This window comes from Rhizobium sp. BK399 (assembly GCF_014194695.1).
GTDB lineage: Bacteria > Pseudomonadota > Alphaproteobacteria > Rhizobiales > Rhizobiaceae > Rhizobium.
Genome location: NZ_JACIAH010000001.1, coordinates 465633 through 478031, shown reverse-complemented (window position 1 = coordinate 478031; position 12399 = coordinate 465633). Strand labels below are relative to the sequence as shown.

The following is a 12399-nucleotide window of genomic DNA, read 5'->3' as shown; positions in this document are numbered from 1 at the left end:
ATCTGGTGGAGAGGTGAGGGGTTCCCGGCATGGCAGAGTTCAACGGCATCCGCTGGGCTTACGACAAGTACGAACTGATCGCCGACGGCGTCGTTCACGGTGTCGGCTTGGCGTTCGCGCTTATCGGTGCAACCGTTCTGATCTTTTACGCCACGGTCTGGAGTTCCCATGGCGAACTCGCCGCCGCGTGGATCTACAGCGTCGGACTTGTTCTGACCATCGGTATCTCCTTCTCCTACAATGCTTGGCCTGTTTCACGCACCAAGTGGTACCTTCGCCGCCTCGATCATTCGTCGATTTTCATCCTGATTGCCGCCACCTACACTCCTTTCCTGGAGCGCGGCGCCGATAGTCCGCTTCTGTTCGGGATGCTGATCGGGATCTGGGTGACCGCGGCGCTTGGCATCCTCCTGAAATGCGCCTTTCCCGGTCGTTTCGACAAGCTTACCATCCTGCTTTATCTCGGGATGGGGTGGAGCGGCATCTTCGTGGCCGGACCGGTGGCCGAGCGTATCCCGTTCGTATCGATGCTGCTGATCGTCGTTGGTGGTGTTATCTACTCTCTCGGCGTTATCTTTCACGTCTGGGAAAAGCTGCGCTTCCAGAACGCCATCTGGCACGGTTTCGTGGTGGCCGCGGCGGCCGTGCACTATTCGGCCGTGCTTACCTGCTTCAGCATGGCGAACGCCGGGCTCTGAGCCAATATCAACGGGTTTCCCCTGACAGCGGCGCCTCACTCCGGTCGGGAGGGATGGTTTCGGTCGCACGATTTCGTCGGTTTACAACGCCGATTGCGGGGCGTATGCCGCTTGGCGGAACCGAACTGAAACTGGACCTGATATGACCGACGCCGTTCTCGTGCGCGACGCCACCGAAGCCGATCTCCCTGTCATCCGCGATATCTACAATCACGCCGTCGAGCACACGACGGCGATCTGGAACGAGATGCTGGTTGACCTTGACAACCGCGTCGAGTGGTTCAAGGCGCGAAAGGCAAGAGGCTTTCCGGTCATCGTAGCGGAGAGGGATGGCAAGGTCGCAGGCTATGCCTCCTATGGCGATTGGCGGACCTTCGACGGCTACCGCCACACGGTCGAGCACTCGGTCTACGTCGACAAGGATTGCCGCGGTGCCGGCATCGGCGAAATGCTGATGCGGGGGCTGATCGAGCGGGCGGCCGGGGCCAACATCCACGTGATGATCGCCGGCATCGAGGCTGAGAACGCCGCTTCCATCAAGCTGCATGAAAAGCTGGGATTCCGCGTTGCCGGAACCTTTTTGGAGGTGGGCACGAAGTTCGGCCGCTGGCTGGATCTGACCTGCATGGAGCTTAGGGTCACGAAGTGAGCCTCATCGTTCTCACAGGCGCTTCCGGATCGGGCAAAACGGCGATCTCCAAGGCGGTCGCCGACCGGGGTGAGATCGACGTCTACCATTTTGATGACATCGGCGTCCCCCCGCTCTCCCGGATGACGGCCGACTACGGCTCGCCGGCGGGCTGGCAGCGGGCCATGACCTTCAAGTGGTTTGAGAGCCTCGCGGAGGCACAGCACGCCGGCCGCAATCAACTGCTCGAAGGCCAGATGCGCCTTGCATTTCTGGAAGAGGCGGCGACGGCAACGGGCATTGCCTATTTGCCCCTGCTTATCGATTGCGATGACGAAACACGAACGCATCGCCTGTCAGTCGAGCGCCGGCAGCCGGAGCTTGCCAACGCCGAAATGATGATCTGGGCGACCTTCCTCCGCCGCGAGGCCTTGGCGAAAAAATGCGCGATATTGGATACATCGCGCCTGTCGCTAGATGAAAGCGTCCGCGCGGTCGTCGAACGCTTCTAGGAGGATCAGTGGAGGCAGACCCTCGGGCCTGCGCCTTATTTGTCCGGCTCGAACACCATCGCGTGGCCGTTGATGCAGTACCGCAGGCCGGTCGGCGGCGGGCCGTCGGGAAATACGTGGCCCAGATGGGCATCGCAGGTGCCGCAGCGGATTTCCGTGCGGACCATCCCGTAGGTCGTGTCGCGATGTTCGGTTACAGCGTCGGGCGAGACCGCCTCGAAATAGCTTGGCCAGCCGCAACCGGCGTCAAATTTCGTATCGGAGCGGAACAGCGGTGAATTGCAACCAACGCAGCGATAGAGCCCGGTTTCGAACGAATCCCAATAGGGCCCGGTGAAGGCACGTTCGGTACCGTGCTGCCGGGTGATCCGGTATTGCTCGGGCGTCAGCTGTTCCTTCCACTCCGCGTCGGTCTTGTGAACTTTGGCGATTGTCGTATCGGCCATGGTTTGATCCTTTCGCGCCTGGGGGACGGCATGTTTTTTCGCCAGCAATGTGGTGCGGAATGCCGGCTGGATCAAGGGGATGCGGATCACGGTAAAGCGGCACCCGGCCTAGCGAAACGGCAATCCCTTTGTTGCTTTTAAGAGGGCCGGTCGTGCGCGAAGGCCTAAAGCGTCCTGTGCCGCCCAGCGTGAAATCGCTTCAAGAAATGCCTCGAGGACGCTGCAAGCGATGTCTATGGACACGGATGAGCGGTTCCCTGTGAGTATCCACCGCTGGTGGCGGCTCTCGGTCGAACAAGACTTGTGACCGCGCCGCTGTTCTCGTACACCTGACGGGACTTCCGGCGTTTGCCGGCTCCACGAAGCGTTGCCAGCAGGGGAGGGCACATGGCCGGTGTCACGGCTTTGACATTTGCGGCCTTGTGTCTGCCACTTCTCGGCGCCGTCCTCGCTCCCTTTGCCGTCCGCGCCTTTGGTGCAAACGCCGCCTGGCCATTGGCGCTTGCGCCGTTGCTCGCCTTTGCGCACTTCGCCAGCCTGTTGCCGGTCATCGCGGGCGGCGAGGTGATAACAGGCGGCTATGCCTGGGTGCCAAGCTTTGACCTCCGCTTTTCCTGGCTGCTCGACGGTCTTTCGCTGACTTTCGCGCTGCTGATCACCGGGATCGGCACGCTCATCGTCCTTTACGCCGGCGGATACCTCAAGGGGCACCCGGATCAGGGGCGTTTCTTCTCGTTTATCTTCCTGTTCATGGGCGCCATGCTCGGCCTCGTCGTCTCGGACAGCCTGCTGATGCTCTTCATCTTCTGGGAACTGACGTCGATCACGTCGTTCCTCTTGATCGGGTTCGACCATGAGCGCGAGGCCGCCCGTCGTGCCGCCCTGCAGGCGCTCGTCGTCACCGGCGGTGGCGGCCTTCTGCTGCTGGCCGGCCTGCTCCTGATCTGGAGCACGACAAACGCGACCGACCTGTCGACGCTGCTGCAGTCCGGCGATCTCTTGCGCGCCAATCCATACTATCTGGCGATCCTGATCCTTGTTCTCGGCGGCGCGTTCACCAAATCGGCGCAGTTTCCGTTTCATTTCTGGCTGCCGAACGCGATGGAGGCGCCGACGCCGGTCTCCGCCTACCTGCATTCGGCAACGATGGTGAAGGCGGGCGTCTATCTTCTGATGCGGCTCAATCCCGTCATGGGCGGGACATCGGCCTGGGAGACCTTGCTGCCGCTCTTCGGCGGCGTGACCTTGATCGTCGGTACGCTGCTTGCGATTCGCCAGACCGATCTCAAGCTGCAACTTGCCTATACCACCGTTTCCTCGCTCGGGCTGCTTGTGCTGCTGACCGGCTTCGGAGCGCCCTATGCCGTCGAGGCCGCAGCGCTCTACCTCGTGGCGCATTCGCTCTTCAAGGGCGCGCTGTTCATGGTTGCTGGCATCATCGACCATGAAACCGGCACGCGCGACATCACAAAGCTGCGCGGCTTGCGGACGGCGATGCCGCTGACCTTTGCGGCCGCACTTGCCGCGGCGATCTCCATGGGCGGTCTGCCGCCGTTCTTCGGCTTCCTCGCCAAGGAGGAAATCTATGCCGCCCTGGCACATACGGACCCACGGTCGATCGTCTTTACAGTGGTTGCGGTAAGCGGCAATACGCTGATGTTTGCGATCGGCTTCGCCGTGGCGCTGAAGCCGTTCCTCGGGCCGGTCCTTGCAACGCCCAAACATCCGCACGAGGCACCGCCGTTGCTGTGGGTCGGCCCAGTCGTGCTGGCGCTGTTGGGACTGATGGCCGCGGTGTTCTCCGCGACTGCGCATCACTACATCTCGTCTCCGACGGCATCCGCCGTTCGCGGAACGGCGAGCGTGATCGAGATTTCCCTGATCCCGCATGTCGGTGTGCCGTTGCTTCTGTCGGTTCTAACGATCGCGCTCGGCACTCTTGTCTATTGCCGGATAGACCAGGCGCGTCTGCTCATGGCGAGTGTACTGCGCAAGCTCGGACCGGGACCGGATCGTGGGTTTGACGCCTTTATCACCGGCCTGACCAGATTGGCGGTTCGCGTAACGCGGTTCATCCAGCCGGGCCGGCTTGAACTCTACATCACCTGCACCTTCCTCTGCCTCGCCGCGATCCTGCTCGTTCCGCTCTGGCTCTACGGCGAAATGCCGGCGTTGCCTGTCTGGCCACGTGAGGTCCAGATCCACGAAGGGGCGATCTTCCTGCTCGCCGTCCTTGGTCTGTTAAGCGTCGTTGTCGCGCGCGACCGGCTGACGGCGATCGTCTCGCTCGGCATCCAGGGCTTCTCCGTCGCCATTATATTCCTGCTGTTTGGCGCGCCCGACCTGTCTTTCACGCAGTTCATGGTGGAGACGCTATCGGTCGTCATCCTGGCGCTGGTCATGACCCGCCTTCAATTGTCGCCGACCGACCGGAGACCGCTTGGCCAGAAGATATTCGACGGCTGCATCGCGATTGCCTGCGGCTCCGGCTTCGCGCTGCTCCTGATGAAAGCCACGCAGACACCGTTCAACAATGCGCTGACCGAGTTCTTCAACACCTACTCGAAGACCATCGCTCACGGCGCCAACGTCGTGAACGTCATCATCGTCGATTTCCGCGGTACCGACACGCTGGGCGAGATCGCCGTTGTTGCCATCACCGGCCTTGCGATCCTCGCCCTCATTCGCATCCGCGCGCAGACCGAGCGCAAGCTTGCCGAAAACGATCCTGATGCTCCTGAGGCTCTCGGAGTCGAGCGCCCATGAACACGCTGATCTTCCGTACGATCGCGCCGGTGCTGACGGCCCTGATGCTGCTGTTTTCCGTCTTCGTCCTGCTGCGCGGCCACAACGAGCCGGGCGGCGGCTTCATCGGCGGGCTGATTGCCGCCTCGGCGCTGGCGATCTTCGGCATTGCCCGCGGTGTCGGCGCCGTGCGCCGCGCCATCGTCTTCCATCCGCTGTCGATATCGGGCGCCGGTCTTCTTATGGCGACTTGCGCCGGCCTGCTGTCGATCGTCTTTGCAGTGCCGTTCATGACCGGGCTTTGGATCTATCCTGAAATAGCAGGTGTCGAAGTACCGCTCTCGACCGTCATGCTGTTTGATATCGGGGTCTATCTGGTCGTCGTCGGCGCCATCACGTCGATCGCATTGGCGCTTGAGGAAAGGGAGGTCGAGTGATGGAGCCGCTGTTTGCAATTCTCGTCGGCCTGTTCTTCGCTGCCGCGATCTATCTGATGCTGTCGAAATTCTCGATCCGGATCATGCTCGGCATCGCCGTCCTCGGCAACGCCGTGAATCTCTTGCTGTTTACGGCTGGGCGGTTGACGCGAGAGGTGCCGCCGATCATCCCGGCAAACCTCGATACGCTCCCGGACGGCGCCGCCAACCCACTGCCGCAGGCCCTGATCCTGACGGCGATCGTCATCTCGTTTTCCTTCCTCGCCTTCCTGCTGGTGCTGACCTATCGCGCCTATCAGGACATCGGCACCGACAACACCGACGAAATGCGTGTCGCCGAACCCGTCGATCCACCGCTGCCGCCGATGGGGTACTAGATGGCGGCTCCGTCAAGCACGATCACCGATCTCTCGGCTGCGATGGTCACGGCACCATTGCCGCTCGCCAGCTGGCTCGTCATTGCACCCGTGGCGCTCTGTATTACACTCGGCGCCGCGCTGCTGATGATGCGCGGTTCGCTGCGGCTGCAGGCGCAGGTCGCCATTCCGGGCCTCGCCGTTCTGGTCCTGCTGGATGCCGCGCTGTTGGCAGAGGTCGTCGCGCATGGTCCGCTGACCATGGTCATGGGGCGTTGGCTTCCGCCGTTCGGCATCGCCTTCACGGTCGATCTCTTTGGCGCTTTGATGGCCCTGGCCGCTGCCATCGCCGCGCTTGCCGGCGGCCTCTTCGCACTGAAGGACGTGACCGAAAGCGGCCGCCGATACGGTTTCTTTCCCTTCCTTTTGCTTCTGATGGCAGGCGTTTCCGGTGCGTTCCTGACAGGCGACGTCTTCAACCTCTATGTCTGGTTCGAGGTGCTTCTCATTTCGTCCTTCGGCATGTTGATCCTCGGCTCCGAGCGCGGGCAGATCGATGGAGCCATGAAATATGCGGTGCTGAACCTGATCGGCACGACGCTGTTCCTGATCTCGGTCGGCATCGTCTACGCTGTCTTCGGCACGCTCAACATGGCCGATATCGCTGGCAAGGTGGAGAGTGTGCGCGACACCGCGCCGCTGATGACCCTGTCGGCCCTCTTGCTGCTGGCCTTTGCCATGAAGGCCGCTGCCTTTCCTGTCAATTTCTGGCTGCCGGCCTCCTATCATACCCCGCGCATCGTCGTGTCGGCACTGTTTGCCGGTCTGCTGACCAAGGTCGGCGTCTACGCCCTCATTCGCGTCATGGTCATGCTGCTGCCGATCGAGCGCGAACAATTGAGCCTTCTGATTGCGGCAACCGGGGCAGCGACCATTGTCGTCGGCGCACTTGGGGCGCTGGCGCAGGACGATATCCGCAAGCTCCTCGGCTACGTCGTGATCTCGGGCATCGGCAACATGCTGGTCGGGATAGCGCTCGGCACGCCGGGCGGCCTGTCCGGCGCAATCTTCTACGCGCTGCATTCGATGGTCCTGATGACGGCGTTATACCTTCTGGCTGGACAGGCGGCCGCCCTTGCCGGCGGTTTCTCGCTGGCCGGGCTCGGCGGCCTCTACCGTCGCAGTAGCGGTTTTGCGGCGATCTCTTTCATCCTCTTCGTCGCCGCGTGCGGATTGCCGCCCTTTTCCGGCTTCTGGCCGAAGGTGATTTTGGTCAGAGCATCGATCGACGTCGGCGCCTGGTGGCTGGCCGCCGCGATCCTCATCGGCGGCTTCCTGCTGACCGTCGTATTCGGACGCGTCTTCCTGCTCGCCTACTGGCGACCGGCAACGGCACCGCCGGCTGCAGCCTCCATCCGCTGGCAAACGGGACTGCCGCTCATCATCCTGACCGCTCTTGTCGTCGCTTTCGGCATTTTGCCCGAGCAGTTGTTGGAGATGGCACAGGCCGCAGCGACCGGCCTCATTGACCCGACGTCCTATCTGCAATCGGTCTTCCCGGACGGAGGGATGCCATGATTGCCCTGCTGTTGAACGTCCTTTTGGCCATCGCCTGGGCTACCGTCACCGGCAGTGCCTCGCCGCACAATCTCCTGTTCGGATTTGTTGTGGCCGCCTTGTGCCTGTCTGTCGTTCGCGAACCCTACGGCAGCCGGGGGTATCTTCGCCGCTCACGGTCGATCATGCTCCTCGGCCTGCTGTTTCTGAAGGAACTGGCGATCTCGGCGTTGAAGGTCGCCGCTACGGTGCTGACGCCCACTATGCGGCTGCAGCCTGGCATTTTTGCCTTTCCGCTCACCGTCGACCGCGATTTCGAGATCACGCTTCTCGCCAACATGATTACGCTGACGCCGGGTACGCTGTCCGTCGATGTGTCAGACGACCGCAAGACGCTATACGTCCACGCGCTGGACTGCTCAGATCCGGAGGGAACCAAGCGCGACATCGCCAACGGCTTTGAGCGGCGGATCCTGGAGGCGTTCCGATGATTTCCCCTGTTGCCATCGTTTCTACCGCCGCCGCGATCGCCCTCATCATCCTCGGCGTCGCCTTTCTGCTGGCGGGCTGGCGGGTCGTTGCCGGCCCGACACTGCCCGATCGGATCCTGGCTCTCGACACGCTCTCGGGCACGGCGATCGGCTTCATCGCTGTATTGGCGGTCAAGACCGGCTTCAGCCTCTACATCGACATCGCCATCTCGCTAGGTCTGGTCGGCTTTCTGGCGACGGTCGCCTTTGCGCGTTTCGTGATGTCTCGCGGCACTGTTGCAGGACGGCACAGCGAAAAAACGGTACGTGCCCCGAAAAAGCCCCAAGTGGCAGCCAAACGCAGCCGCGCGAACGGAAGAAAGGGTAGGGCATGATGGACTATGCGGTAGCACTTGCCGTCACATTCCTGCTGCTTGCCGGCTCCTCTTTCGCACTTGTCGCCGCTCTCGGCATCGTGCGCCTGCCCGACCTCTATACGCGGATGCATGCCGCTTCCAAGGCGGGAACGGTCGGTTCCGGCATGCTGCTCGTTGCTGCGGGGATCGCCTCGGGCGAGGTTGCAGTCTTTGCGCGAGCGCTGGCCGGTTTCGTCTTTTTTCTGTTAACGGCACCGGTCGCCGCACATCTTCTGGCGAAGGCAGCACATCAAACAGGGTACCGTCTCGGGCCTCAATCGGTGCGTGATGATCTAGTTGAAAGATGAGAGCGCTTCCGATTCAGTATTTTAAGTTGATTTTTGCACCCTTTTGCAGATTTCTTAATGGTTAATGTTTGGGTCTTGTGCAGACAATTCTTGCGAGTTGGGCATTTTTCGGTAGATATATACGAAATAATAATTGGCGTTTTCGCAAAACGGTGATATTTGGATGTCCAAGTAGAGTTCTGATATTGAATTAGAATCACGTTGCTTATTTCCTCGTTGGCTTTGCATTTCACTGTTTAATTGAGGAAGTAGCCTGCGTGACAACGTACTAATTCGAAATCGGGCAGTATAAGAAACGGGTTTCGGCCTCAGGAATCTAGGGGTGGATTTCAGTTTTTCGAAACAGGTAGCCGTAGCCTGAGTTTTTTGCTGTTGGCTCTACGATGACGGTCTTGGCTGACGAGGCTTGGACCTTTGGAGCATTGAAACAGGAGAAACGTATTATGACGGATACTGCAGCCGGTAGCGGGCCGGAATTGCTGGTGGAGCTTACCGCAGATATTGTTGCCGCCTATGTCAGCAATCATGTGGTCCCAGTTGGCGATCTGGCTAACCTGATCTCGGATGTGCATTCAGCACTGAGCAATACGTCGGCGCCAACACCTGCAACGGCCATTGTCGAAAAGCAGAAGCCGGCGGTATCGGTGCGTAAGTCTGTTCAGGATGAGCAGATCACCTGCCTGGAATGCGGCGGCAACTTCAAGTCGCTGAAGCGTCACCTGATGACCCACCATAGCCTGTCGCCCGAAGAGTACCGCGAAAAGTGGGAACTTCCTGTCGATTACCCGATGGTAGCTCCAGCTTATGCTGAAGCGCGTTCGCGCCTCGCAAAGGAAATGGGGCTCGGCCAGCGCCGCAAGCGCGGCCGCGTCTGATCGTTGCCAAGGATTGATTTAATCCTGTAGAGCCGGGCGGAAGCCCGGCTTTTGTGCTTTTGGGATGGGAATGAATGTGGAAAATAATCCTATTTATTCCGCCTCTTAAGGAAATCGACGAGGAAGATCAACAGAAAGTTGCGCGATAACGCTTTTGTTCGTTCTCGTTGCCGTGTAAGGTGTATGAATTAATTCCTATTTTATGGGAGTATTCATATGCCGATTGCCAATTTCACTTTGCCGGGCGCTTCTGCGCCGTCCTTCCCCGAGGCGATAACAAGTCAAAGCGCTTCCGGTTTCGTTCCCCCTCCCGCAACGGTGCCGGTCCGTATTGTCTGCCGCATCTGCGCACAGATCACCACCGAGATGGTCATGCTTGCCAGCCATCGCATCCAGATGCGTCGGGATCGCCGCCGCACGCTATGCCATATCAGGCAGATCGCCATGTATGTTTGCCACGTCGCCCTTCAGATCCCCCTTTGCGAGATCGCCAAAGCCTTCGGACGCGACCGCACGACGGTCGGTCATGCCTGCCACGTGGTCGAGGATCGTCGTGATGATCCGGCGTTCGATGAATTCGTCGCTGTCGTCGAACGGACGGTCGTTTCTGTTTTCCGATCGAATGGAGTGTTTGGAAATGAGTGATGCGCATAAGGCCATGGTGAAGCTTTTGAGGTTCCTTGCGCGTGGCGAGGCCCGTGAGCAGGCATGCGAGGGCTCGGCCCTGTCGCTGCATTTGGGCGATGGCGCGCTTCACATCGTGTCTCAATCCCTGTTGGCTGCGGCGGTGTCGGCAGGGCTCGTTAGCCGGACGGGCGGTTGGATTTGCCTCGCCCCCGCCGCGCGCTCTTATCTTAGGCGGGCCGCGTCCCTGAGAGAGGAAGCCTTCATCGAACAACACGGCGCAATCGACCATGCCGTGGCCGAGGTCGGCGACGGACGGCGGCAGCCAGTACGGATCAATCGGGAGGAATCGCCGCTATCGGGCCTTGCGCGGTTGAAGGAAAAGACCGGCGGGCCTTTCCTGTCGGCGGCGGCACTCGCCGCCGGCGAGCGGCTGCTTGCGGATTTTACGCGCGGTCAGTTGCAGCCGCGGGTCACCGCTTCCTGGGAACCGCACCACGCAAGCCGCGCGAAAGGAGAGCGTGGCGGCATGGCTGATCTGACCGACAGTGCAATTGCCGCGCGGGTCGCGGTCAATCGTGCGCTCGAGGCCATGGGACCGGAGCTTGCCGGAGTGGCACTCGATGTCTGCTGCTTCATGAAGGGGTTGGAGACTGTGGAGCGAGAGCGTCAGTGGCCGGCACGCTCCGCCAAACTGATGCTGCGCACCGCGCTGATGGTGCTCTCACGGCACTACAATCCGCCCATGCCCGCACGCCGGGCCCGCGTGGAGCATTGGGGTGCCGAGGGATATCGACCCGAACTCTATTCGTGATGAGGAGGTCGCAGCTAAAGCGCGTCGCGATCTTTCGGATTCGCTCATGCGCTTCAGCCAGTTGTTTCTCGCATGTCTTATCCCGAAACCGGTGACCACTTTCGGGAGGCATGCTTTAAGCCACCGCGCGCACGCGCGCTTCCTCGCGGATGCGGTTGACCATCGAGCGCAGGCCGTTGGCGCGCTGCGAGGAAAGGTGCTCGACAAGGCCGATCTTCGAGAACACGTCGAAAGCGTCGAGCGCGGCGATCTCGGAGGCGGTTTTGCCGGAATAGGTCGCCAGCACGATCGCCACCAGCCCGCGCACGATATGCGCGTCGGAATCTCCCTCGAAGGTCATGAGGGGATTATCAGGGTCCCCATCGGTGTGCGTAACGAGCCAGACTTGGCTGGCGCAGCCCATCACCTTGTTGGCCGACGTCTTTTTGTCGTCGGGAAGGTCGGGAAGCGCCTTGCCGAGCTCGATCACATAGCGATAGCGGTCTTCCCAATCGTCGAGGAAGGAGAAATCTTCGAGGATCTGCTCGAGGGACGTCATGCATTCTGGCCTTTCGTTATCAGGATTTCATATAGGTGAAACGCAGCCAGATTTGAACCATTAAAAAGAAACGCCGCGAAGGATGGGCATCCTCGCGGCGCAGCAAAAGCTGAAAATAAACAGGGCAGGCACGTCAGGCACGGGACTTTCCGCAGCTTCGCGGATCGCCGGTGCAAGCTTGGTTGCGGGAAAGCCCGCGAAATTCTCAGGTGGCCGGGCGCGGTGTCGGCAGCGGAATCGTGCCTGTCGTCACGGTGTCGGAAAGGCCTTCATCGGCATCGTCAAGCGGCGGGCGGTAAGGCATCGGCTGGTTCAGCGCTGCCGTCCGTTCCTGCACCTGCGATTCCGTATGCGACGGCGCCAGTGCCACGACAGGAGCGACCGGGGCGTTCGCAGCGACAGCAGCCTTGGAGGTCGTGTCGTCGCCAAAGCGGCTGTCGAGGAGTTCGTAGGCAACACGGGCGCCTTCACGGGCCCGCTGACCGAGCGCGGCCATTGTCTCAGCACCCTTGACGCAGACCTCCGGCTTCTCGCCGCACATGCCGGTCACGTAGTCATAGGCGCCAGTCGCAGCGACAAAGGCGTCGGAAAACTGCAATTTCGGTTGCGAGCTGGTCGGGCTTTCGCCGCTGAAGAACGACAAGAGCACGAGCACAAGTCCGAACCAGAATGATCCTTTGATCAGAAACCACATCGTCGTTGCCCATCCTGTTTTCCCGTTCGGTCTTGCTGCCGAATCGGTCCGGCCTTCCGGTGTGCTTTGACCTTAGAGCAGAGTTGCGAATGCCAGTTTTCGAAACTCGTCGGCATTTGCGGCAAATTTAGCTCGAATTTTAATGAACGGGATTTGCGCCGCATTTCAGTCAAATTGTAGCGACCCTCGTTAAGCATGTAACGGGCCACCTCCTGTAATTGCAGGCAAACCTTGCGGCGAAGCTGCCACAAAGGTTAACGACGAGCTGAAATATGAGCGAA

The 12399-nt window shown here is 60.6% G+C and carries 16 protein-coding genes; 13 read left to right on the top strand and 3 right to left on the bottom strand.

Translation table 11 applies throughout. The annotated features are described in order from the left end of the window. The first annotated feature begins 29 nt into the window (after nucleotides 1-29). The 3 genes from FHT97_RS02445 (at nucleotide 30) to FHT97_RS02435 (ending at nucleotide 1838) form a co-directional block, all read left to right on the top strand. Nucleotides 30-698: a hemolysin III family protein gene (locus FHT97_RS02445; RefSeq protein ID WP_183751895.1), complete on the top strand. Its 669-nt coding sequence runs from the start codon at nucleotides 30-32 to the stop codon at nucleotides 696-698. A 142-nt stretch (nucleotides 699-840) separates the two neighbouring features. Next, nucleotides 841-1347, top strand: coding sequence for a GNAT family N-acetyltransferase (locus FHT97_RS02440; protein WP_183859666.1), 507 nt, complete (start codon nucleotides 841-843; stop codon nucleotides 1345-1347). Then, nucleotides 1344-1838 carry an AAA family ATPase gene (locus tag FHT97_RS02435; protein ID WP_183751891.1) on the top strand — a complete coding sequence of 165 codons (495 nt, stop codon included), beginning with the start codon at nucleotides 1344-1346 and terminating at the stop codon, nucleotides 1836-1838. Before FHT97_RS02440 ends, FHT97_RS02435 begins: the two co-directional genes overlap by 4 nt. A gap of 35 nt (nucleotides 1839-1873) precedes the next feature. Here the strand turns inward: FHT97_RS02435 and msrB are convergent, their stop codons facing one another. Next, complete coding sequence (gene msrB / locus FHT97_RS02430; protein WP_183753827.1) at nucleotides 1874-2284, bottom strand: peptide-methionine (R)-S-oxide reductase MsrB; 411 nt, start codon at nucleotides 2282-2284, stop codon at nucleotides 1874-1876. Nucleotides 2285-2671: 387 nt separating this feature from the next. On the opposite strand from msrB, the gene FHT97_RS02425 reads away from it, so the two are divergent. The 10 genes from FHT97_RS02425 to FHT97_RS02380 all read left to right on the top strand — a co-directional run bounded on the left by FHT97_RS02425 (nucleotide 2672) and on the right by FHT97_RS02380 (nucleotide 10886). Further along, nucleotides 2672-5050: a putative monovalent cation/H+ antiporter subunit A gene (locus tag FHT97_RS02425; RefSeq protein WP_183859664.1), complete on the top strand. Its 2379-nt coding sequence runs from the start codon at nucleotides 2672-2674 to the stop codon at nucleotides 5048-5050. Next, nucleotides 5047-5466, top strand: coding sequence for a Na+/H+ antiporter subunit B (locus FHT97_RS02420; RefSeq protein WP_113574883.1), 420 nt, complete (start codon nucleotides 5047-5049; stop codon nucleotides 5464-5466). The genes FHT97_RS02425 and FHT97_RS02420 overlap by 4 nt, the downstream gene beginning before the upstream one ends. Beyond that, a complete protein-coding gene (locus tag FHT97_RS02415; RefSeq protein WP_112660994.1) occupies nucleotides 5466-5843 on the top strand; it encodes a Na+/H+ antiporter subunit C in 378 nt (125 codons plus the stop codon). The genes FHT97_RS02420 and FHT97_RS02415 overlap by 1 nt, the downstream gene beginning before the upstream one ends. Further along, nucleotides 5844-7400 (top strand): Na+/H+ antiporter subunit D, encoded by a 1557-nt coding sequence (locus FHT97_RS02410; RefSeq protein ID WP_183859662.1) that lies wholly within the window; start codon nucleotides 5844-5846, stop codon nucleotides 7398-7400. Next, on the top strand, nucleotides 7397-7870 hold the full coding sequence (locus FHT97_RS02405; protein WP_183859660.1) for a Na+/H+ antiporter subunit E: 474 nt from the start codon (nucleotides 7397-7399) through the stop codon (nucleotides 7868-7870). Before FHT97_RS02410 ends, FHT97_RS02405 begins: the two co-directional genes overlap by 4 nt. Continuing rightward, on the top strand, nucleotides 7867-8244 hold the full coding sequence (locus FHT97_RS02400) for a cation:proton antiporter (protein ID WP_183859658.1): 378 nt from the start codon (nucleotides 7867-7869) through the stop codon (nucleotides 8242-8244). Before FHT97_RS02405 ends, FHT97_RS02400 begins: the two co-directional genes overlap by 4 nt. Next, nucleotides 8241-8573 (top strand): monovalent cation/H(+) antiporter subunit G, encoded by a 333-nt coding sequence (gene mnhG, locus FHT97_RS02395; protein WP_016553259.1) that lies wholly within the window; start codon nucleotides 8241-8243, stop codon nucleotides 8571-8573. Before FHT97_RS02400 ends, mnhG begins: the two co-directional genes overlap by 4 nt. A 443-nt stretch (nucleotides 8574-9016) precedes the next feature. Then, nucleotides 9017-9448, top strand: a complete 432-nt coding sequence (locus FHT97_RS02390; protein WP_016553260.1) for a MucR family transcriptional regulator — start codon at nucleotides 9017-9019, stop codon at nucleotides 9446-9448. Between the two features lie 216 nt (nucleotides 9449-9664). Continuing rightward, a complete protein-coding gene (locus FHT97_RS02385) occupies nucleotides 9665-10093 on the top strand; it encodes a helix-turn-helix domain-containing protein (protein ID WP_183859656.1) in 429 nt (142 codons plus the stop codon). Next, complete coding sequence (locus FHT97_RS02380) at nucleotides 10086-10886, top strand: DUF6456 domain-containing protein (RefSeq protein ID WP_183859654.1); 801 nt, start codon at nucleotides 10086-10088, stop codon at nucleotides 10884-10886. Before FHT97_RS02385 ends, FHT97_RS02380 begins: the two co-directional genes overlap by 8 nt. A gap of 115 nt (nucleotides 10887-11001) precedes the next feature. Here the strand turns inward: FHT97_RS02380 and FHT97_RS02375 are convergent, their stop codons facing one another. Both FHT97_RS02375 and FHT97_RS02370 read right to left on the bottom strand, forming a co-directional pair. Continuing rightward, complete coding sequence (locus FHT97_RS02375) at nucleotides 11002-11424, bottom strand: SufE family protein (RefSeq protein WP_183751876.1); 423 nt, start codon at nucleotides 11422-11424, stop codon at nucleotides 11002-11004. A gap of 205 nt (nucleotides 11425-11629) precedes the next feature. Next, nucleotides 11630-12118: a DUF5330 domain-containing protein gene (locus FHT97_RS02370; protein ID WP_183859652.1), complete on the bottom strand. Its 489-nt coding sequence runs from the start codon at nucleotides 12116-12118 to the stop codon at nucleotides 11630-11632. Nucleotides 12119-12399: the final 281 nt, after the last annotated feature.

What these genes read in the sequence shown, in the direction of transcription:
- FHT97_RS02445 (WP_183751895.1), top strand. Translation starts at nt 30, where the DNA reads ATGGCAGAGTTCAACGGCATCCGCTGGGCTTACGACAAGTACGAACTG.
- FHT97_RS02440 (WP_183859666.1), top strand. Translation starts at nt 841, where the DNA reads ATGACCGACGCCGTTCTCGTGCGCGACGCCACCGAAGCCGATCTCCCT.
- msrB (WP_183753827.1), bottom strand. Translation starts at nt 2,284, where the DNA reads ATGGCCGATACGACAATCGCCAAAGTTCACAAGACCGACGCGGAGTGG.
- FHT97_RS02425 (WP_183859664.1), top strand. Translation starts at nt 2,672, where the DNA reads ATGGCCGGTGTCACGGCTTTGACATTTGCGGCCTTGTGTCTGCCACTT.
- FHT97_RS02420 (WP_113574883.1), top strand. Translation starts at nt 5,047, where the DNA reads ATGAACACGCTGATCTTCCGTACGATCGCGCCGGTGCTGACGGCCCTG.
- FHT97_RS02415 (WP_112660994.1), top strand. Translation starts at nt 5,466, where the DNA reads ATGGAGCCGCTGTTTGCAATTCTCGTCGGCCTGTTCTTCGCTGCCGCG.
- FHT97_RS02410 (WP_183859662.1), top strand. Translation starts at nt 5,844, where the DNA reads ATGGCGGCTCCGTCAAGCACGATCACCGATCTCTCGGCTGCGATGGTC.
- FHT97_RS02405 (WP_183859660.1), top strand. Translation starts at nt 7,397, where the DNA reads ATGATTGCCCTGCTGTTGAACGTCCTTTTGGCCATCGCCTGGGCTACC.
- FHT97_RS02400 (WP_183859658.1), top strand. Translation starts at nt 7,867, where the DNA reads ATGATTTCCCCTGTTGCCATCGTTTCTACCGCCGCCGCGATCGCCCTC.
- mnhG (WP_016553259.1), top strand. Translation starts at nt 8,241, where the DNA reads ATGATGGACTATGCGGTAGCACTTGCCGTCACATTCCTGCTGCTTGCC.
- FHT97_RS02390 (WP_016553260.1), top strand. Translation starts at nt 9,017, where the DNA reads ATGACGGATACTGCAGCCGGTAGCGGGCCGGAATTGCTGGTGGAGCTT.
- FHT97_RS02385 (WP_183859656.1), top strand. Translation starts at nt 9,665, where the DNA reads ATGCCGATTGCCAATTTCACTTTGCCGGGCGCTTCTGCGCCGTCCTTC.
- FHT97_RS02380 (WP_183859654.1), top strand. Translation starts at nt 10,086, where the DNA reads ATGAGTGATGCGCATAAGGCCATGGTGAAGCTTTTGAGGTTCCTTGCG.
- FHT97_RS02375 (WP_183751876.1), bottom strand. Translation starts at nt 11,424, where the DNA reads ATGACGTCCCTCGAGCAGATCCTCGAAGATTTCTCCTTCCTCGACGAT.
- FHT97_RS02370 (WP_183859652.1), bottom strand. Translation starts at nt 12,118, where the DNA reads ATGTGGTTTCTGATCAAAGGATCATTCTGGTTCGGACTTGTGCTCGTG.